17 protein-coding genes are annotated in these 18471 nt (G+C 61.0%); 5 read left to right on the forward strand and 12 right to left on the reverse strand.

Features of this window, described 5'->3' with window-relative positions; all coding sequences use genetic code 11:
- Positions 1–237 precede the first annotated feature (237 nt).
- The 9 genes from ACN5W5_RS05305 to ACN5W5_RS05345 all read right to left on the reverse strand — a co-directional run bounded on the left by ACN5W5_RS05305 (position 238) and on the right by ACN5W5_RS05345 (position 9227).
- Positions 238–2187, reverse strand: coding sequence for a sigma-54-dependent Fis family transcriptional regulator (locus tag ACN5W5_RS05305; protein ID WP_420047519.1), 1950 nt, complete (start codon positions 2185–2187; stop codon positions 238–240).
- A gap of 177 nt (positions 2188–2364) precedes the next feature.
- A complete protein-coding gene (locus ACN5W5_RS05310) occupies positions 2365–3198 on the reverse strand; it encodes an alpha/beta fold hydrolase (protein WP_420047520.1) in 834 nt (277 codons plus the stop codon).
- Positions 3199–3211: 13 nt separating this feature from the next.
- Entirely contained in the window at positions 3212–4792 is a 1581-nt protein-coding gene (locus ACN5W5_RS05315) for a GMC family oxidoreductase (protein ID WP_420047521.1), read from the reverse strand.
- Between the two features lie 28 nt (positions 4793–4820).
- Complete coding sequence (locus ACN5W5_RS05320; RefSeq protein ID WP_420047522.1) at positions 4821–5399, reverse strand: gluconate 2-dehydrogenase subunit 3 family protein; 579 nt, start codon at positions 5397–5399, stop codon at positions 4821–4823.
- Between the two features lie 81 nt (positions 5400–5480).
- On the reverse strand, positions 5481–6188 hold the full coding sequence (locus ACN5W5_RS05325) for a lipoate--protein ligase family protein (protein ID WP_420047523.1): 708 nt from the start codon (positions 6186–6188) through the stop codon (positions 5481–5483).
- An 8-nt stretch (positions 6189–6196) separates the two neighbouring features.
- Positions 6197–6901, reverse strand: a complete 705-nt coding sequence (locus ACN5W5_RS05330; RefSeq protein WP_420047524.1) for a 2-oxo acid dehydrogenase subunit E2 — start codon at positions 6899–6901, stop codon at positions 6197–6199.
- Entirely contained in the window at positions 6898–7149 is a 252-nt protein-coding gene (locus tag ACN5W5_RS05335; protein ID WP_420047525.1) for a lipoyl domain-containing protein, read from the reverse strand. The genes ACN5W5_RS05330 and ACN5W5_RS05335 overlap by 4 nt, the downstream gene beginning before the upstream one ends.
- Positions 7146–8183 (reverse strand): alpha-ketoacid dehydrogenase subunit beta, encoded by a 1038-nt coding sequence (locus tag ACN5W5_RS05340; protein ID WP_420047526.1) that lies wholly within the window; start codon positions 8181–8183, stop codon positions 7146–7148. The genes ACN5W5_RS05335 and ACN5W5_RS05340 overlap by 4 nt, the downstream gene beginning before the upstream one ends.
- A 36-nt stretch (positions 8184–8219) precedes the next feature.
- The gene (locus ACN5W5_RS05345) at positions 8220–9227 is read right to left on the reverse strand and encodes a thiamine pyrophosphate-dependent dehydrogenase E1 component subunit alpha (RefSeq protein WP_420047527.1); all 1008 of its coding nucleotides are present in this window, start codon (positions 9225–9227) and stop codon (positions 8220–8222) included.
- A gap of 376 nt (positions 9228–9603) precedes the next feature.
- Here ACN5W5_RS05345 and lipA point away from each other — a divergent pair, with 376 nt between their 5' ends.
- Positions 9604–10605 carry a lipoyl synthase gene (lipA, locus tag ACN5W5_RS05350; protein WP_420047528.1) on the forward strand — a complete coding sequence of 334 codons (1002 nt, stop codon included), beginning with the start codon at positions 9604–9606 and terminating at the stop codon, positions 10603–10605.
- A 193-nt stretch (positions 10606–10798) separates the two neighbouring features.
- Here the strand turns inward: lipA and ACN5W5_RS05355 are convergent, their stop codons facing one another.
- Complete coding sequence (locus ACN5W5_RS05355) at positions 10799–12007, reverse strand: MFS transporter (protein ID WP_420047529.1); 1209 nt, start codon at positions 12005–12007, stop codon at positions 10799–10801.
- Between the two features lie 99 nt (positions 12008–12106).
- Here ACN5W5_RS05355 and ACN5W5_RS05360 point away from each other — a divergent pair, with 99 nt between their 5' ends.
- A complete protein-coding gene (locus tag ACN5W5_RS05360; RefSeq protein WP_420047530.1) occupies positions 12107–12997 on the forward strand; it encodes a LysR substrate-binding domain-containing protein in 891 nt (296 codons plus the stop codon).
- A 393-nt stretch (positions 12998–13390) separates the two neighbouring features.
- On the opposite strand, the gene ACN5W5_RS05365 is transcribed toward ACN5W5_RS05360, so the two are convergent.
- Together ACN5W5_RS05365 and ACN5W5_RS05370 are read right to left on the reverse strand one after the other, a co-directional pair.
- Positions 13391–13678, reverse strand: a complete 288-nt coding sequence (locus tag ACN5W5_RS05365; RefSeq protein WP_420047531.1) for a hypothetical protein — start codon at positions 13676–13678, stop codon at positions 13391–13393.
- A 211-nt stretch (positions 13679–13889) separates the two neighbouring features.
- The gene (locus ACN5W5_RS05370) at positions 13890–14666 is read right to left on the reverse strand and encodes a hypothetical protein (protein WP_420047532.1); all 777 of its coding nucleotides are present in this window, start codon (positions 14664–14666) and stop codon (positions 13890–13892) included.
- 64 nt (positions 14667–14730) lie between these two features.
- On the opposite strand from ACN5W5_RS05370, the gene ACN5W5_RS05375 reads away from it, so the two are divergent.
- The 3 genes from ACN5W5_RS05375 (at position 14731) to ACN5W5_RS05385 (ending at position 18469) form a co-directional block, all read left to right on the forward strand.
- The gene (locus ACN5W5_RS05375; RefSeq protein WP_420047533.1) at positions 14731–15165 is read left to right on the forward strand and encodes a helix-turn-helix domain-containing protein; all 435 of its coding nucleotides are present in this window, start codon (positions 14731–14733) and stop codon (positions 15163–15165) included.
- A 359-nt stretch (positions 15166–15524) separates the two neighbouring features.
- Entirely contained in the window at positions 15525–16208 is a 684-nt protein-coding gene (locus tag ACN5W5_RS05380) for a TnsA endonuclease N-terminal domain-containing protein (protein WP_420048161.1), read from the forward strand.
- A complete protein-coding gene (locus ACN5W5_RS05385; protein ID WP_420047534.1) occupies positions 16196–18469 on the forward strand; it encodes a Mu transposase C-terminal domain-containing protein in 2274 nt (757 codons plus the stop codon). Before ACN5W5_RS05380 ends, ACN5W5_RS05385 begins: the two co-directional genes overlap by 13 nt.
- Positions 18470–18471 lie beyond the last annotated feature (2 nt).

Consider the following 18471-nt stretch of genomic DNA (forward strand, 5'->3'; position numbering starts at 1 on the left):
AGGTTTCGCCTGCGCAAATCTCTTGTGAGAATTTCTCCACGTCGATTTGACTGTCCACGCCATGGCAGTCGTGTCGGGAGGACTCCATGAGAAACGTAAACGAGCGTGTGCTGATCAAGCGTTTCGCCGGAGTCACCGGTTACTGCAAAAACGCGGTGCGCCACAAGATCGAGCTGCTCTGGCCATAGATCTCGGACGCGACTCCGGGGAACAACCGTACCGGATTTGAGCTCTGCATCAAACTTGTCTGTTCGGGCTGACGATGCCCAACTTTTGCATGCGACGGTAGACAGTCGCTCGGCACGTGCCCAGGCTGCGTGCTGCATCGGTGATATTCCATTGGTGCTCGCGCAGCACCCTCACCAAAGTATCCCGTTCCGAGTGAGCGGCGGCGTCACCAGGTGACATGGGTATGTCAATCGATGACATGCGGGGCGGGGGCATACTGGCTCGCATGGTTCCCTGGATTTCACCCGGGAGGTGTTCCAGTTCGATGGGCTCGCCTCCGCTCAAAGCCAGGGCGGCGCGGAGAGTGTTCTTCAGTTGACGGATGTTGCCGGGCCAGTGGTAGGTCTGCAGTGCGGTCAACGCATGGATGGAAGCCGTACCGGCACGCGCATAGAGCACCCGGCCTTCCTCCTGCAGGAGCTCGCGGATCAAGCCCTCCTTGTCTTTTCGCCCGTGCAGGGAGGGCAACACCAGCGTGACGCCGTTGAGGCGGTAAAACAGATCCAGGCGGAACTGTCCGTTGGAGACCAGCTCGTTGAGGTCCCTGTGCGTGGCGCAGACGATCTGAATGTCCACGGGCACCGGGGTTTCCGAACCCAGCGGCGTGACCTCCCGCTCTGCCAGCACGCGCAGCAAGCGGGTTTGCATCGCCAAAGGCATGTCCCCGATTTCATCCAGAAACAGCGTGCCGCCATGGGCCTGCTGAATCTTGCCCCGTGCCCCTTTGCTGCGTGCGCCGGTGAATGCGCCGTCCTTGTAGCCAAAGAGTTCGCTTTCAATCAATGTGTCTGGAATGGCTGCGCAATTCACGGCGACAAAGGCTTTGGAATGCCGTGCGCTCGCTTCATGGATCGCCTTGGCAAAGGCCTCTTTGCCGGTACCAGATTCGCCCTGGAGCAAGATGGCCAAGCCTTTGTCCACCACACGCAAGGCCTGCTGGACATTGCGCGCCATGTTGGCGTCGTTCCCAGCCAGTGCACGCAGTGCCCTGTCATCTGGTATTCGCACCATCTGACGCTGAAGTGTTGCCGCTGGAGTGAACTTGCGTGGCCCCCGCACCAGGGCAAAACACTGTTCGCCCGAATGCAGCAGACGCAACGCAAGGGGCTCCGGGTGGGCTTGTGCAGCGTCGAGCAATCGCTCCAACCGCGCGTCAAAAACGTCTTCGACATGGGCGCCGGTCAGCGAGACCGGGGTGCGCCCCACGGATTGCAGGAAGGCCTGGTTGGCCGCAATGATCCGCCCCCCCTCATCCAGCGCCATCAAGCCCTCTGTCGCCACCTCAAGAAACTCGCGCCGTCGAGCCAGACGCAGCACCAGGTGCCGGTCGAACTGCCTGAAAAACTGGGCGTTCTCGACCATGCGAGCGGTCGACTTGACCATCTGCAACACCAAGTGCTGGCTGCGCTTGTCGTCCGGCGAGTACAAGGCGGACGCGTCCAATACCGCCATCACCCGGCCATCGGCCCCCAACACGGGCGCGGCGCTGCAGGTCAGGGCCCGGTTGGGCACACGGAAATGTTCTTCGTGGTGAACCGTGATGGACCGTTGCTCCAGGTTCGCCAGCGCCACGGCGCAGGTGCCTTCCTTGTCCTCGGACCAGCAACTGCCGAGGTACAGGCCGGCATGTCGCAGCTCGCGGTCCAGCAGCGGGTTGTTGATGAAGTCGACGGCGACGCCGTGGGCATCTGCAAGCAAGACCACATATCCCGCGTCACGGATCTGCAGGAACAGCGACTCCATGCCGCTACGGGCGACATCCAGCAGGTCCTCCATCGGCACGCGGTGGTCTTGCAAGGCAGTCGCGGTGAGGATGCGCGGCGGGTCACCGCGTCCCGGATCGAGCCGGTAAACGTCCATCGACCGCTGCCTTGAGCGTTCGATCACGTCATCTGCGCGCCAAGGCATGTCCGAGGCGGCCTGATGGCCGGGTGCACTCCAGTGGCTGCTGAATGCCATGTTTGTCTCCTCGCGCCGCATCCAGGCGGTCGCATCTGTCTCTGTGTGGCGAGACCTACAACCGCTGCCGCTGCGTCACCGCGACACCGTTGGCCTCTGCACGCTCAATGATAGGTCCGAAGGTCAAGAAAGTGACTATTTCGGGAATTGATGTGCAGCGGGCGCCGGGGCTTCTCATCACGCCACAGCGCAGCCCACCACCGATCTGGGAATGGCCTGCTCGTGGAGCCACGCCTGCAGCAAACGCAGCAGTGCGGCCGGTTGGTCGGCATGAATCCAGTGTCCTGCGCCCGCTACCTCAGCATGCTGGGCAGCGGGAAACAGGGCTTTGACCAGTGGTCGATGGGCCTCGGTCAGGTAGTCGGACGCTGAACCGCGTACAAACAGCGTGGGCAGAGGCGAAGGGTCACGGCACAGGGAGGTCGGAAAGGCCAGCAGGTCTTTCATGGACGCTGCGATACCCGCCCAGTGGTTGCGCCAGGCCCAGCCTGTTTCGCTGCGACCGAGGTTCTGCAGCAACATGGCGCGCAACCGGCTCGAGGACACATGGCGTGCCAGCTGGGTATCGGCATCCTCGCGCCGCTGAATCTGGTTCAGATTCACGCGCAGGGCGGCGTACACGAGGGGTGTGAAGCGATCGGTGTAGGTGACCGGCGCGATGTCCAGCACCACCAGGCTCGACACCCTGGGCGCAAACAGGCGTGCGAACACCATACCGGCTTTTCCGCCCATGCTGTGGCCGATGAGGTGCGCGCGGTCGATGTCCAGATCGTCGAACAAGCGCCGCAGCCCCTCGGCCATCAGCGGGTAGTCCATCCGGTTCACATGGGGCGATCGACCATGGTTGGGCCAGTCCACCGCGATCACCTGCCGTTGCGCAGACAAGGGCAGGGCCATGTGGTGCCACTGCACGGCACTGCCAAACAGGCCGTGCAGCAGCACCACGGGCGACCGTCCTGATGAAGCCGTGCCGTAGGAGCGCCAAGCCAGCTTCACCGATCCGCCTCCCATGGAAGGTCGTCGCTCACAGCTCCCGCCGTTGCATGGCACCGGCGATGTACTCCGCCTGCCGGATGGCGAGAGCCACGATGGTCAGCGTCGGGTTCGCGGCCGAACTGGAGGTGAACTGGCTGCCATCCGAGATGAACAGGTTCTTGACATCGTGTGCCTGGCCCCAGCGGTTCACCACGCCATCGCGCGCGTTGGCGCTCATGCGGTTGGTGCCCAGGTTGTGGCTGGCGGGGTATGCAGGCATGTCGATGACACGCGTGGCCCCCACGGCTTCGGACACCTTGCGCCACTGCACGAGGCCGTGTGCGGCGATCTTTTCGTCGTTCTCGTGATAGGTCTTGGTCACGATGGGCACGGGCAGGCCGTACTGGTCCTTTTCGGAGCCATGCAGTGTGATGCTGTTTTGCTCACGGGCCAGGTCTTCTCCGCAGACCCACACACAGCTCATATGGTCGTACATGTCGATGGCCGAGGTGAAGTCCCGGCCCCAGCCGCCGGGCCGCATGAACGCGGCGGTGTATGGCAGGTGCAAGGCCAGGCCTTCGAGGTAGTAGCCGCCCACAAATCCCCGCTTGGTGTTGAGCGCCACTTCGTCGGCAATCACCGCTGCGATGTCGAAACCCCGGTACATGTAGACCGGCTTGCGGTGGATGGAGACCGCCGCTGCGGTGGCGTGGTTCATGTAGTTGCGGCCGACCTGTCCGGACGAGTTGGCCAGGCCGTTGGGGAACAGGCTGGATGCAGAGTTCAGCAGCAGCCGTGGTGATTCGATCGAGTTGCCCGCCACGCACACGACCCGGGCTTTCTGCAATTGCTTGCGACCCTGGCGGTCGACGTAGAGCACGCCATTGGCCTTGCCCGCCTTGTCGTGCTGGATCTGCAGCACCATACATTGGGAACGCAGCTCCACCCTTCCGGTTTCCTGCGCGCGGGGCACTTCGGTGTAGAGCGTGGACCATTTCGCACCGATCTTGCAGCCCTGCATGCAAAAGCCGATCTGCATGCAGCCAGGCCGGCCGTCGTAGGGGACCGGATTGGCGGCTGTCGGCCGGATGATCTGTTGATAGCCCATCTTCCGGGCACCCGCCTCGATCACCTTGTAGTGGTTGTTGGGAGGCATGGGCGGCAGGCCGCTGGCCTTGCTCCCGGCCACGCCCATCTTCTTCTCGGCCAGATCGTAGTAGGGCTCCAACTCCTTGAGCGTGACGGGCCAATCCAGTACGTTGGCGCCGCTGATCTCGCCATAGGTGGTTCGGGTGCGGAAGTCATGGGTCTGAAAGCGCAGGGCCACACCCGACCAATGCACAGTGGAGCCACCCACCCCCTTGACGATCCAGGCCGGCAGGTTGGGGTAGGTCTGCGTGTGATGCCAGCCACCGGCCGAGATGCGCTTGTCGAGCCAGGAGATCTTGTTGAACATCGCCCATTCGTCGTTCTCGAAGTCTTCCTGTGTGTAGTGCTTCCCTGCCTCGAGCAGCACGCATTTCACGCCGCGCTGCGCCAGTTCGTTGGCCAGGGTGCCGCCGCCCGCGCCAGACCCCACGATCACGACGACGCTGTCGTCATGGAGTGCAAATTTCGCCTGTTGTGCCATGGTATTTGTCTCCTGTTATGGGGTGCTGTCAGAGCCAGTCGATGTCGGCAAAGCCACGATCGACGTAGCCGCCCTTTTGCCAGGACGACCCTTCGTAGCCAAACAGTGGCCACAGCGCTTTGTTGTTGTAGAGACCGGTCACCAGACCGCCCTGGATCGCCTTGAAGAACGGCGTGGCCTCGATGGTCTTGAGCAGTTCCACGCGTTCGGGCTCGGAGGACACCTCTGTGTAGGGCTTGCCGAAGCGCGCGCGGGCACGGGCGTCGAGGTCCGAGAGGCCTGAGACCAGCATCTTCTTCAGCGATGCATCCTGCCTGGCGGCCGGGTCGTGCGAGGCCACGGCATGAAGGTAGAACTTGTCGGGCACCTGGTCATGGGGAAAGATGTCCCGGGCCATGCGCACCAGCGTGTGGCCAGCGGCAGCTCCCAGACGGGGGAAGGTCTGCTCCACCGACGTGGTGGCTCGGCCTGCCAGGGCTGTCACGGGAACGACCGTCACGCCGATGGCCCCCAAGCCGCTGCCGCGCAGGAAGCTCCGACGATCAAGGTGGGAACCTTTGTCGATCACGCGCATGGTGGGCGCGGTTTTTTGTGGTGAATGGCTCATGCTTGTCTCCTTCTGGTGTTGCACTGAATCAAATGGGGCACGTGAATGCGTGCCCAAGCAGGTGGGGCCGGATGGGAAGGTTCAGGCCGAACAGACCTCCCGGTTGAGGCACGCCTGGAGCGCGCGCTCCAGGCGTTGTTCGAAGCTCGCACGTTCAAAGGTGGATCCACCCGCTGCGCGGCCGTGGGTGGTGATGCCGGCCAGTTGCTGTGCGTCTTGTGTCGGGCGCGCCAGCGTCTCGCACAACAAGGTCCAGGGCGACCGATCCAGCAGAACCCCGCCCACCAGCAGCACGCCATGGGCGCGCCGAACCTGGGCAAGCCCGGCGATCTTGCGACCACTGGACAGGATTTCCCAGGGTGAGAGGCCGCCGAAACAGGCCCAGTCAGGGCCCTTCGGCGCACCGGCGGCGACTCGGGCGCGCAGGTCCTGAGGGGCCACAGCATCGGCCGGCACGCCACAGTCCTGCAAGGTCTGTGCGATGGTTTCACCCAGCCACCGGTAGCTGCCAACGGGACTGGTACTCACCAGCGGATGGTCAAGCGGCAGGGCCACCGACAGCCCCAGCATCCAAGGGCCGGTCAACACCGCACCGCCACCCGATTCCCGCAGCAAGACCTCCAGATCGGTGTGCGCGTCCACCTCGGCCAGCAGACGCCGCTGGGAACACCCGAGCACCACGACCGGTTGGCAGTAGCGCCACAGCCGGAAAGCCGGGGCGGTGACGCGGTTCTGGAGTTGCGCCTCGTTCCACAACTGTTCGCAGACGGCGACGGACAGATCGGCCATGGTGCACCTCACTGGCCTTCGGCCGATTCGAGCCGTTCCCGCACCGAGGCGAGGAACTGGGCGGCCGGGTAGCCATCGACTGCTCGGTGGTCGAACACCAGGGTCAGCGTGGTCATCGGGGCGACCGCCAATTGCCCATCACGAACGACCGGGCGCTGGGCCACCCGGCTCACGCCGATGATGCCGATCTGGGGCGGGTTCAGGATGGGCGTGAACCAGTCGATGCCCGTCATGCCGAGGTTGGTGACCGTGAAGGTGCCCCCCTGGTACGCGCGCGGCGGCAAGGTGCCTGCCTTGGCTCCATCGGCCATAGCCCTGACCTCGCTGGCCAGCTCCATGACCGACTTGACTTCGGCGTCCCGGATCACTGGTACGGACAGGCCTTCGTGGATCGCCACGGCCAGACCCAGGTGAACCGATGACACCCTTTCGATGCCACCCTCGCGCATCAGCGCGTTCATCGCCGGGTGCTGGCGCAGCGCCTGCGCCACGGCGCGCAGTACCCAGGCGGTCACGGTGGGCTTGGCGGCGTCGCCAGACACCACATGGCCCGCCACCTGCTCCAGGCAACGGGTCATGTCCACCTCGGCCGCCATGGCCACACGGGGAGCCTGCCAGCCCGCGCTCATGTTGCGAGCAATGGCACCGCGCAACCCCTTGAGCGGGAGCAAGGCAGGCGCTGTGGCCTGCGCGAGGGCGTCCGCAGGGGTCATGCGTCCACCCGCAACACAGCCAGCGTCTGGCCGGGTTTGAAGGTGTCTTCGGCCGCGACCAGGATCTGCTCGATGACGCCAGCCGCCGGCGCCAGCACGTCGTGGTTGGCTTTGACCACCACCACGCTGGCCACGGCCTGGCCCGCGCTGACGGTGTCACCCGCCTTCACCAGCCATTCTTCGACCAGGGCCTCGGTGCCGGGCTCGACGTCTTGCCACGCTTCTTGAGGGAGAACGATGTCTTTCATGTCAGGGTTCCTTCGAGTTGGGAAGCGCCCACCAGCTCACGTGCCGCGGCAACGATGGAGTGGACTTGGGGGATCACGAATTGCTCCAGCGGTCGGCTGTAGGGGATGGGCACGTCGGGAACGGCCAGGCGTTTGACGGGGGCCTTGAGCTGAACCGTGTCCAGGTTCTCGGCCACCAGGGCGGCGATCTCGCCCGACAGGCCGAAACTCAGGTAGTCCTCATCGGCGATCAGCAGCCGGCCTGTCTTGCGGACCGAGCGCAACACGGCGGCTCTGTCCATCGGAACGATGGTGCGCAAGTCGATCACTTCGGCATCGATGCCGGCATCGGCCAACTCCTGCGCGGCCAGCACCGATTTCTGCACCATCTGGCTCAAGGTCACGATGGTCAGGTCGCCACCTTCGCGGACGACCTTGGCCTCACCAAACGGGATGGAGTAAGGCGACTCGGGGACCTCGTTGGTGCTGCCCTCGAAGTAGGACATCCAGGGCAGGCCCATGATGCCCTTGTGGAACAGGAAGACCACCGGGTTGTCGTCACGGATGGCCTGGGCCATCAGGCCCTTGGCGTCGTAGGCGTTGGAGGGCACCACCACTTTCATGCCCGGCATGTGGGCGAAGGTGGCGTACAGGCACTGGGAGTGCTGTGCGGCGTCGTTGTAGCCACCGCCGATGGCCGACATGAGCACCATGGGCAGCTTGATGTTGCCGCCCGCCATGTAGGTGTTCTTGGCCATGTGGTTGTAGATCATGTCCATGCACACGCCGAAGAAGTCCACGAACATCAGCTCGGCGATCGGGCGCATGCCTTCGGCGGCGGCGCCAATCGCGGTGCCGATGAAGGCGGTCTCCGAGATCGGCGTGTCCATGATGCGGTCCTTGCCGTGCTTGTCGAGCAGGCCGCCGGTGGCACCAAAGATGCCGCCGTACTTGCCCACGTCTTCGCCCATGACGAAGATCTCCGCGTCGCGCTCCATTTCCTGGCCGATCGCCTCCGAGATGGCCTGCGCCATCGTCAATTTCCGTGTTTTCATGTATTCATCTCCTGAGGGTTCTGCTGCCTGCGGCATTCAGTTGAAGACGTGCAACAGGGCGTCTTCGGGTTGGGGATAGGGGCTGGTGCGGCCGTACTCGTAGGCTTCGGTGATGCGGGCGCTGACGCGAGCGCGAATCGCCTGGTCCTGGGCGTCGTCGATCAGGCCCGAGCGCCGCAGCTGTTCGCCCAGGCGCGGGATAGGATCGTTGCGGCGCAGTGCCTCCACCTCGCCTTTGGGGCGGTAGGTCTCCGGGTCGCCCTGGAAGTGGCCCAGGTAGCGATCGGTCTTGACCTCCAGCAAGGTCGGGCCTTCGCCGCGACGGGCTCGCTCAATGGCCACACCGGCTGCCTCGTACACCGCCACCGCATCGTTCTGGTCAACCAGCACGCCCGGCATCCCATAGGCGGCGGCGCGGTCTGCGTTCCAGGCCACGGAAGTTGAGTCGGATTTCTCAACCGAGATGGCGTACTTGTTGTCCTCGCAGACGAAGAGCACCGGCAGCTTCCAGAGTGCAGCCAGGTTCATGGATTCGTGGAAGGCGCCCTGGTTGGTGGCCCCTTCGCCGAAGAAGGCCACGGCCACCCAGTTCTTGCCACGTTTCTTGGCCGCCAGGGCTGCCCCGCAAGCCGGGGGCATGCTCGCGCCGATGATGCCGCTGCAGCTAAACTTGTGGATCGGATCGAACAGGTGCATGTGGCCGCCCTTGCCACGACCGAGCCCGGTGTCCTTGCCGAACATCTCGGCGGTCATGGGCTTGAGGGGAACGCCCTTGGCGATCGCGAAGTGGTGCGGCCTGTGTGCGCCCACCACCGTGTCGTCGTCGTGCAGATGGGCGCACACGCCCACCGCCACCGGCTCCTGTCCCGCGGCCAGGTGCATCTCGCCAGGCACCGGTCCCGCACCGATGTCGAAGGCCAGGCCTTTCTGTATGTGGGGGGGCAGCTTGCCTTCGAGATAGATGCGGGCCATCGTCTCTTCGTACTCCCGAATCTCGATCATCTTTTCGTACATCCAGAGCTGGTGCTCTACGGAAGGGTTCATGGTGGTGTCTCCTTGACTGGCTGGGTGTCTCGCCCTGGCGAAGAAGTCGCCGGGCCTGTGTCGATTCACACCTGGGGTGCGTTTCGCCACTTCCTTTGCGCAAAGCCCATGCCAAAACCCGGATCCGCAAAAAACCCTGGGGAATACCCTCAAAAAAACCGTGTCTGAGGCCCGTTGGAGGGCGTTCTGGGGACTGTCAACGCAGTGTGTCGGCCTGCCAGGTGGCTGTGGATGCGACATCTGCCTGCGACAGGTGTCGCATCAACCGTTGAACGGGCGACACGTGTCGCACCAGCGAACGGGGTTTTCGGGTAGGTGAGCGGCGGCATGGAACTTGCCGCTGCAACGTTCCCTTGGTCACTCACCGATTCATCACATGAGCACACCCGTTACGCCGATCTACGACGCCACCGCCAAGCAGAAAAGCCAGGCCAAAACATCGCGCATCCCGATCAAGATCGTGCCGGCCGAAGTGCTGAAGAAGCCCGAGTGGATCCGCGTCAAGGCCGGCTCGCCGAGCACCCGCTTCTACGAGATCAAGGACGTGCTGCGCGCCAACAAGCTGGTCACGGTGTGCGAAGAAGCCAGTTGCCCGAACATCGGCGAGTGTTTCGGCAAGGGAACGGCCACCTTCATGATCATGGGCGACAAGTGCACGCGCCGCTGCCCGTTCTGCGACGTGGGCCACGGCCGCCCCGACCCTCTGGACGCGAACGAGCCGGAGAACCTGGCCAAGACGATTGCCCAGCTCAAGCTCAAGTACGTGGTGATCACAAGCGTGGACCGCGACGACCTGCGCGACGGCGGCGCCGGCCATTTCGTGGCCTGCATCGAGAAGACCCGCGAGCTGTCACCGCAAACGCAGATCGAGGTGCTCGTGCCCGACTTTCGCGGCCGCGACGACCGCGCGCTGGAGATCCTGAAGGCCGCACCGCCCGACGTGATGAACCACAACCTGGAAACCGCGCCGCGCCTGTACAAGGAAGCACGCCCGGGTTCTGATTACCAGTTCAGCCTGAACCTGCTCAAGAAGTTCAAGGCGCTGTTCCCGCACGTGCCCACCAAGAGCGGCCTGATGGTCGGTCTGGGTGAGACCGACGAAGAAATCCTCGAAGTCATGCGCGACATGCGTGCGCACGACATCGAGATGCTGACCATCGGCCAGTACCTCGCGCCCAGCGGCCACCACCTGCCGGTGCGCCGCTACGTGCACCCGGACACCTTCAAGATGTTCGAGGCCGAGGCCTACAAGATGGGCTTCACCCACGCCGCCGTCGGCGCGATGGTGCGCAGCTCGTACCACGCCGACCATCAGTCCGAGCAGGCCAATATGCAGAAAGTTCTGACTGACGTCTCACCCATATCCGGTCACTTCTAAACTGGAGTCGGGCGGCTTTCCAGCTGTTGTGCTGACCTCTTTTTGACGAACTCCCTCGGGGTCAGATGGCCGAGTGCGCAATAACAATGAACCCATTGCGGAGCGCCTGCGCCGGGTGGACCGATTCGATCTAGACCAACCCCTCGTGTGGAACGTTTTCAGCGGTGCGCCTTTGTGAGGCCAAAGGGTGCACTCAGTGGCCACCGACGTACATGGCACGGGAGGGTGTGCGGGCCGAGGCCGGGTCGCGAGCATCGAGGCGACCGCTGAGCACGGTCAGGCCCAGCGCGCCGAGCACCACGAGGGCGCCGATCCACGGGGTGTGCTGCAGACCGATGGTGTCGACGATGAAGCCGCCGCCCCAGGCGCCCAGTGCAATGCCGAGGTTGAAGGCCGCGATGTTCAGGCCCGAGGCCACATCGATGGCCTGCGGTGCGAAGCGCTCGGTCTGTTGCACCACGTACACCTGCAGGCCGGCCACGTTGCCGAAAGCCACGGCGCCCCAGGCAAAAACGGTCAGCACCATGAGCCAGGGGTTCGACGCCGTGAACGTGAGCACCAGCAACACGAGCGCGAGCAGCGAGAAGATGATCTTCAGCGCGGGGATCGGGCCCTTGCGGTCGGCCAGGCGGCCGCCCCAGATGTTGCCCACCGCCACCGACACACCATAGGCCAGCATCACGCCGCCCACTGCGCTGGCTTGGAAGCCAGTGATCTGCTGCAGCATGGGCGCGAGGTAGGTGAAGGCAACGAAGGTGCCACCATAGCCCACCGCCGTCATGGCGTAGACCAGCAGCAAGCGCGGCTGCTTGAGCACGGCCACCTGTTGCAGCAGAGAAGCCGGCTGGCTGTGTGCGAGCTTGCGCGGCACGAACAACAAGCTGCCGACGATCGCGACCACGCCCAGCGCAGCAACCGCGAGGAAGGTGGCGCGCCAGCCGAAATGCTGACCGATGAAGGTGCCCAGCGGCACGCCGGTCACCAGCGCCACGGTGAGGCCGCTGAACATGGTGGCGATCGCGCTGGCGGCTTTTTCCTTGGGCACCAGGCCGGTTGCGATGGTCGATCCGATGGAGAAGAACACGCCGTGCGCCAGGCCCGTGAGGATGCGCGCGGCGATCAGCGTTTCATAGCCCGGCGAGAGCCAGGCGAGCAGGTTGCCGACGGTGAACAGCGCCATCAACGAGATCAGCAGCGTCTTGCGCGGCAACTTGCCGGTGAGCGCGGTAAGCACCGGCGCGCCGATGGCGACGCCCATGGCGTAAAGGCTGACGAGCAAACCGGCCGAGGGCAGGCTCACGCCGAGGTCGGCCGCGATGGTAGGGATGAGGCCGACGATGACGAACTCGGTCGTCCCGATGGCGAAAGCGCTGATGGTCAGCGCGAGCAAGGCTAGAGGCATGGAACCACTCCAAAAGTCTGGGAAGGTTCGCAGTTTGAGTCGATTGTTTATTGAGAGATAGATGTTGTCAGGAACTACATTTGTGCTGAAAATTCAATAATGAAAACCACCCTCGACGAACTGCTGGCCTTCCGGACGGTGGTGGACACGGGTTCCATCAGCGCGGCGGCCGAGCACCTGGAGCAGACCAGTTCGGGTGTCAGCCGTGCGCTCAGCCGACTAGAGCACAAGCTCAATACCACGCTGATGCGCCGCACGACGCGCCGGATGGAACTGACCGAGGAGGGCCTGCTGTTCCTGGCTCGGGCGCGCGCGATTCTGCAGTCGGTAGATGAGGCAGAGGACGAACTTGCATGCCGCCACCTCAAGCCCGCGGGCAAGCTGCGTGTGAACGCAGCTTCACCCTTCATCCTGCACGTGCTGGTGCCGTTGGTGAACGACTTCCTGGCTGAATATCCCGACATCGAACTCGAACTGCACAGTGGCGACAGCGTCGTGGACTTGATCGAACACCGCGCCGACGTCGCGATGCGCATCGGTCCGCTACGCGACTCTACACTTCACTCCAAGCCGCTTGCATCGTTCCGGCTGCGCCTGCTGGCCAGTCCTTCCTACCTCAAACGAGCCGGACGCCCGACCAAGGTGAGCGATCTCGAAAAGCACATGCTGCTGGGTTTCACCCAGCCCGAGAGCCTCAACACATGGCCCCTGCGCCACGCAGCGGGCGATGGCCTAAGCATCAAGCCAGGCATTGCAGCCTCCAGTGGGGAGACGGTACGCCAACTCGCGCTCGCGGGTGCTGGCATCGCGTGCCTGTCGGAGTTCATGACTGAGGCCGACTGCGCAGCCGGCGACTTAGTGCAGGTGTTGATGCGCGACACGATCGAGATGCGCCAACAGGTGCACGCGGTTTACTACCGCAACACGGAGCTTGCCTCACGCATCCGTTGCTTTGTGGAATTCCTTGCACAAAGGCTCCATCGAAACTGAGTCCAAGCCGCAGCCGCAATGCCAACCTTGTATCCAAAGACTTCACCTGGAAAACTAGAACTTGGCGACGTGGTAATCCGACCCGCTCCTGATAACGAGAACGACCTGCAGCACGCCCCGGCGGCCACCCAGACTGCTCCACCCTATCCGCGGTGAACGATTCAGCACGTGGCTCAAATCGGAACTGGCGCCCACACTATGCCGTTCCAGCCGGCGGTCTCCATGTCCGGGCGGATGTACTTGTCGCAGATATCGCTCACAGAAAGATTCCTCTTGTCCATCGGGCGCCCTGGGCTCGAACCGAAATGGAGTGTGTCTCGGGCTTGGCCTCTGTAGACTCAAATCATTGTCGGCAACCCAGGCAACTCATCTTCTCTTGGTGGGAGCACCTGATCAGCTGAAGTTGAAGTGCAGACGCGCATGTGCGGAGATATTGCCTGTCGATTGGTTCGCCTCAATGTGCTCCAAGGCAGCTGGCGCCCAAAGAGCCTCAGTCACTCCGTTTCTCACCACGCCCTGGCTTACATCAAATCCTTTTTCGACGTACGCACCCAGCGCCTCTCGAACACGAGCTCGAAAGCCTGCTTCATCCTGAGCCATAGCGATCATGGAACATATGGTTCTCCCCTCACCAGTGGCTGAGATATCTGCCCAACCTGTCCAGATTTTCATGTTGTCCATTTAGGGCTCCTTTGATTCCTGAATGTGTGAGTCAGACCCACGCTTCACTGCGACACCTCACACGAGTAGTAAATGAAACGGAATGCCTCCACTGGTCTGCTTGGTGACGGAAACATACCATCGCATTCAAAAGCCAGCTATCTTCCTGGGAAGACCACCTTTAGGCGACTCAAGCAAGCCTGAAATTTGGCGTGTCCACAAAACAAAAAAGTCAAAGTATATTTCGCAGCCATCTGCGCACTGATATTTCCATCCGCATATCAAACAGCTCAAAGTCTTTTTGCTCTTGAATATGTTCGCTCAAGTCAACCTGCATATCTGATCCGCCCAAGGCCCATAGATACTTGCTGACATGTTCTCTGACCAGTTCTCTAAATTCAAGGAAAACGTTCCTGAACCTGGAGTCTGTGGACCGTGCGCAAATATCCTCGATGGCTTGAACGAGAGTCAGTAGTGCACGACGAGCGACCAGTTTGTTTCCATTCAAGTCTGCCAATCTATAGACGCATGCCAGCGCGCCCAGCCTCCATGAGGCTTCATGGTGCGTGATCACGAGCACCCTGTTTTCGGATGGCACACGGAATTGATATTGTTCTGGCAGGTGTTGTGTGCCGGAAATTAAAAGTTCGACTTGCAGCGCTTCTGGAAGCAGCCTGATGCAGTCCATGATCTCCTTGTTTGTCGGTAAGTGATCGTCGAGTAAAAACCATACCGGTGAACGAAACCAATCGGAAGTCCCAGGCAGAACGCAGTCAACGCGATCCAACCACACCCCCTCGACAACTGGCCCTACCGTGCGTGATGGCATGGTTCGACCTGAGATGTAACCTCTAAATACACCAGAGGGTTCGTGCAGGTCTAGATCAATGGACGAGCATATAAATCTCTCGATCTCTTTGCTGCCGTTGAACCTAAGTTGGTCGGCCACCAGTGCCGCCCAGAGCCTGGTTCGAACAGCATGAATTCTCGTCCTCTTAACGTTCGGCATGTGGGGTACCTTTTGCCTGAATACATACCCTTTTCCAATAGAACTTCACATGTCATAGTGAAGTATGGCCGGCAAGAATACATCCAATCATCCGGAGTCAGTATCCCCACCCTCTCCCAACGAAAAGTTCGGTGAGTTGCTTCGCGCGCTGCGGGCTGATCGAGGAGAAACACAAACCCGTTTATCAAAACGTGCAGGAATCTCAGTTGGCCATCTCTGCGAAATTGAAACGGGCAAGCGACCGCCTCCAAGTCCGGCCGTTTTCAAACGACTGGTCGAATCCCTTGGCTTGACCGAGCTTCAAATCCAGCAGCTTGCACTACCTGCTTTTGAGCATGAGCTGAGCAAGGGTCATTCCCACCACCTTCCCGACCTCAGTCGAAAGCTCATCGAACATGTCCTGCGCGTGTCATCTGTGATCGACCTTCATCAAGCCCTAGCGATTCAGTCAATCCTCAACAAGTCTTTAGAGCAGGGAGGTGACAAAAGAGACAGCTAGCAAACAAAGAAAAACGGCGAACTGGTTGCACCCAGCTCGCCGTCGATTGTCCCGGGGATTGAGACAAGTCTTGAAGGACGTGTCAAGTGTATGGCTGCGCCTGCGCTTTCGTCAATCCCCGCTTTCATATCCATTTCAGCGGGGCACCCATGCGCACGACGAAACGCTTCACACCTGCCGTCCTCAACCGCTTTCAAAGAGAAGGAAGAGGCACTGGCATCCTGCAAGACTACATCCCCTGGCACCGGGTATCGCGGGGAGACCCTGCCAGTTCAGGGCGCAGCCACTGGCACCTTTTCCGCGGCAGATTCAGCCACTTGCTAAGCGATCTGGAACGGTCGTGCTTGCACTTCATCAGTATGTTGCCCAGGGTTGAAGATTGCCTCGAGCAGTATCCACTTTCAACCGAGCCCTCGACGCATCCACTCACACGTTACGGCGTCGGCAATCCACTGAATCTATTCCCAGGAACCCAGGATATCGCCAAGAACCTTGGATACCGTCATCCTCAGACTCATGGAGGAGGATCATCCTGCACGTGGGTTCAGACCACGGATTTTGTGGTCGTCCTAAGTCACGAGTGCGGCCGGAAGTCGCTTTTGGCAGTCGCAGTGAAACCAAGGGGTGAATTGTCCAAAAGAACGCGCCAACTTCTTGCTATCGAAAGTGCCTACTGGCTCGCTCGCGGCGCCGAGTGGCTCCTCTTCACACCGGACCTCTTCGCACCCCAGGTCAAGAAATCTCTGGAGCAGATATCACCCTGGACCAGAGAGTCGCTGCCCGACCTGATGCTGCAAACTGCAGCTTCGTTGACCAGAGCGCACAGCCACCTCGCGTACCTGGATCTTCTGCAAGTGCTTGATGCCCGTTTTGGTTCGCGCGACGTCTCACAGCGCGCGCTCTGGCAGTCGGTTTGGCATGGATTCCTACCCATTGATCTCGCACATCAATGGCGCCCATCGCGTCCTCTGCGGCTTATCGGTCAGTCTGAATTCCTCCAACTGAACCCTGTTGCAGCCAGGAGGTCGTCATGGACTTCATGATCAACAGCTGTTTTCGAGTCGTGCTGTCGGACAAAAAACATGGGATCGCCCGCGAAGGCGTGTACCGCGTTCTCCTGGACGATGTTCGGCAGAACCTGACATGCGCTGCCTTGATATTGCCTGAGAGCGTGTCCGATCATATTAAGAAGACAGGTCGCCCATGCAAGCCAGTCAGTCAACTCAAACGTCCACCAAAGAAGCCCCTTGCCCCCTTTGTTGGAAAGCTGTTCTGGTTCGATCGGGACCAGCTTCTTGCAATGCATGAAGCCGGTCAATTGGTACCGTTTTCTCTGCAGCGTCGAACCATTGTCAAAGACAAGATCGCTCCATCTGCGGCCGACATCTTGCATGCCGCCAGGATCGAGCAGATGCGTCCATTCCTGGACATCAAGCATTTACAGGAAAGCATCGTCGTTCACCACGGCATTGGCGGGCTGGTCCGCGAGACCATGGCCAGGTCAAGCATCAGCAAGTCGCTTGTGTACAAATTGTGGTCCCAGCTGCTGAGGCACGGGCTGGACGAAAGCAGTCTGTATCCGAATTTCGATCGATGCGGTGCCCCGGGCGTTTTCAGGCCCTGTGACCCTCCCTCGGGTACCGAAACACCTCGAAAAAAAGCAGGTCGAAGGTCTCTGAAAGAGCGTCTCGCGCGGATGCATGGAGAGAAGGTCGAACCATTGCAACCCGGAATGACCGCCAAATGGACTGCTCTGATTCTGGCGGCAGACAAAAAGATTCCTCTACCCAAGCCCCCGTGGCGAGAGCGACACAGACAGATCATCAGCTCCGGATTTGCCGGACGCGCGGCGGAAGTGGATGGCAAATTCAACATCATTCCTCCCGCCCTTGGTCAGTATCCATCCATCAGCCAGGTCAAATGGCTTTTGACCAAAGAGCTACAACGACTTGAACGCCTCATCGAGCGAACGACCAAGCGCCACTTCAATTCGCAGTTGCGAGGGCTCAAGTCACGCATGTGGGCAGGAAAGGCCGGACCGAACCACCTCTGGGCCATCGACTCGACCATCGGTGATGTCTTCCTTCGATCCTCCATCAACCGCGCCTGGATCATCGGTCGGCCCGTGCTCTACATTGTCGTGGATGTGTGGTCCACGGCCATCGTGGGTTTCTATGTATGCCTCACAGGACCCAGTTGGTCGACCGCCAGCGTTGCGCTCTTCAATGCAACGAGTGGTCCAGACATCTTTCAAAAAATCTACGACTACACCCCAATGGGGAGTCTGTTTCCCTATCCGACTTTGTGCTATCAGCTGCTGTGCGATCGCGGCGAGTACCTTTCAAAGTGCCATGCTCTAACATCCCTGAAACTTGACTACGACGTCTCCTTCACACCGCCATATCGCGGCGACCTCAAGGGTCTGGTTGAGGTCACAAACCGCATTGCTAAGGATGAACAGTATCTGTTTATCCCCGGAGCAATCGATTACCGCCGAAAAGAACTTGAGCTGCGAAAGTCTCACCCCGATGAGTCAGTTCTAACCCTGCAAGAGTACGTCGCTTTTCTTTTTGAGGTGTTTACAAACTACAACTTCAACGCTGATCGGCGGAATAAATTGGATACAGACATGATTGGAGCAGGCGTTTTTCCCAGCCCGGCCGGGATTTGGCGATGGGGCTACGACGTGGGCTTGGCCTATCGGCGCGAGGTTCACTCAGACCAGTTAATCGAACAATTGTTGCCCCGATCGACCGCTCGCGTTCGTCGAGATGGGGTCAGGTTTGCAGGGTGCGAATACTCTCACCCCGCGCTTGACGAGCTTAACTGGACTGCGACGGCACGCAATCTGGGAGGTTGGGACATCGACGCCTATCACCATCCAGCGTCCATGGGTTCGCTCTGGACTCAAATTCCTGGCCACCAAGGACTCAGTGAATTTCGAATCACTTCCGAGGCGAGAGCTACTGCTGAGCACAGCTTGGATGAATGGAACGATGCCATAGCAATCGCGGCCCTGAACAAGCGGGAGAACGATCACCACCGTCTGGATTTCAGTCTTCGAACCGCCGAGCGCATTCGTGAAATTGTTGAAAGCGGCAAGCGAATGACGCGCGAAGCCATTGAAAAATCTACTGGTTCTCGCCCCAATTTCACCGAGGCCAGGATCATGGAGGTCGCGGCTGGCAACGGCCCTGATGCATCTGAAAAGGCTGTGGGCGAACAGCTGCGCGACGAAGCCATGCAGGCGCATGAAGACCGCCTCGCGGAATTTCTCAGAACACTGAACCAAGATGGAGAGTGACT

It is taken from the genome of Hydrogenophaga sp. ZJX-1, from assembly GCF_048590325.1.
In the GTDB taxonomy this organism is placed as follows: Bacteria; Pseudomonadota; Gammaproteobacteria; order Burkholderiales; family Burkholderiaceae_C; genus Hydrogenophaga.

Bases quoted from the DNA above. Each gene is read 5' to 3' on its own strand.
- ACN5W5_RS05305 (WP_420047519.1), bottom strand. From the start codon at position 2,187: ATGGCATTCAGCAGCCACTGGAGTGCACCCGGCCATCAGGCCGCCTCG.
- ACN5W5_RS05310 (WP_420047520.1), bottom strand. From the start codon at position 3,198: ATGGGAGGCGGATCGGTGAAGCTGGCTTGGCGCTCCTACGGCACGGCT.
- ACN5W5_RS05315 (WP_420047521.1), bottom strand. From the start codon at position 4,792: ATGGCACAACAGGCGAAATTTGCACTCCATGACGACAGCGTCGTCGTG.
- ACN5W5_RS05320 (WP_420047522.1), bottom strand. From the start codon at position 5,399: ATGAGCCATTCACCACAAAAAACCGCGCCCACCATGCGCGTGATCGAC.
- ACN5W5_RS05325 (WP_420047523.1), bottom strand. From the start codon at position 6,188: ATGGCCGATCTGTCCGTCGCCGTCTGCGAACAGTTGTGGAACGAGGCG.
- ACN5W5_RS05330 (WP_420047524.1), bottom strand. From the start codon at position 6,901: ATGACCCCTGCGGACGCCCTCGCGCAGGCCACAGCGCCTGCCTTGCTC.
- ACN5W5_RS05335 (WP_420047525.1), bottom strand. From the start codon at position 7,149: ATGAAAGACATCGTTCTCCCTCAAGAAGCGTGGCAAGACGTCGAGCCC.
- ACN5W5_RS05340 (WP_420047526.1), bottom strand. From the start codon at position 8,183: ATGAAAACACGGAAATTGACGATGGCGCAGGCCATCTCGGAGGCGATC.
- ACN5W5_RS05345 (WP_420047527.1), bottom strand. From the start codon at position 9,227: ATGAACCCTTCCGTAGAGCACCAGCTCTGGATGTACGAAAAGATGATC.
- lipA (WP_420047528.1), top strand. From the start codon at position 9,604: ATGAGCACACCCGTTACGCCGATCTACGACGCCACCGCCAAGCAGAAA.
- ACN5W5_RS05355 (WP_420047529.1), bottom strand. From the start codon at position 12,007: ATGCCTCTAGCCTTGCTCGCGCTGACCATCAGCGCTTTCGCCATCGGG.
- ACN5W5_RS05360 (WP_420047530.1), top strand. From the start codon at position 12,107: ATGAAAACCACCCTCGACGAACTGCTGGCCTTCCGGACGGTGGTGGAC.
- ACN5W5_RS05365 (WP_420047531.1), bottom strand. From the start codon at position 13,678: ATGGACAACATGAAAATCTGGACAGGTTGGGCAGATATCTCAGCCACT.
- ACN5W5_RS05370 (WP_420047532.1), bottom strand. From the start codon at position 14,666: ATGCCGAACGTTAAGAGGACGAGAATTCATGCTGTTCGAACCAGGCTC.
- ACN5W5_RS05375 (WP_420047533.1), top strand. From the start codon at position 14,731: ATGGCCGGCAAGAATACATCCAATCATCCGGAGTCAGTATCCCCACCC.
- ACN5W5_RS05380 (WP_420048161.1), top strand. From the start codon at position 15,525: ATGTTGCCCAGGGTTGAAGATTGCCTCGAGCAGTATCCACTTTCAACC.
- ACN5W5_RS05385 (WP_420047534.1), top strand. From the start codon at position 16,196: ATGGACTTCATGATCAACAGCTGTTTTCGAGTCGTGCTGTCGGACAAA.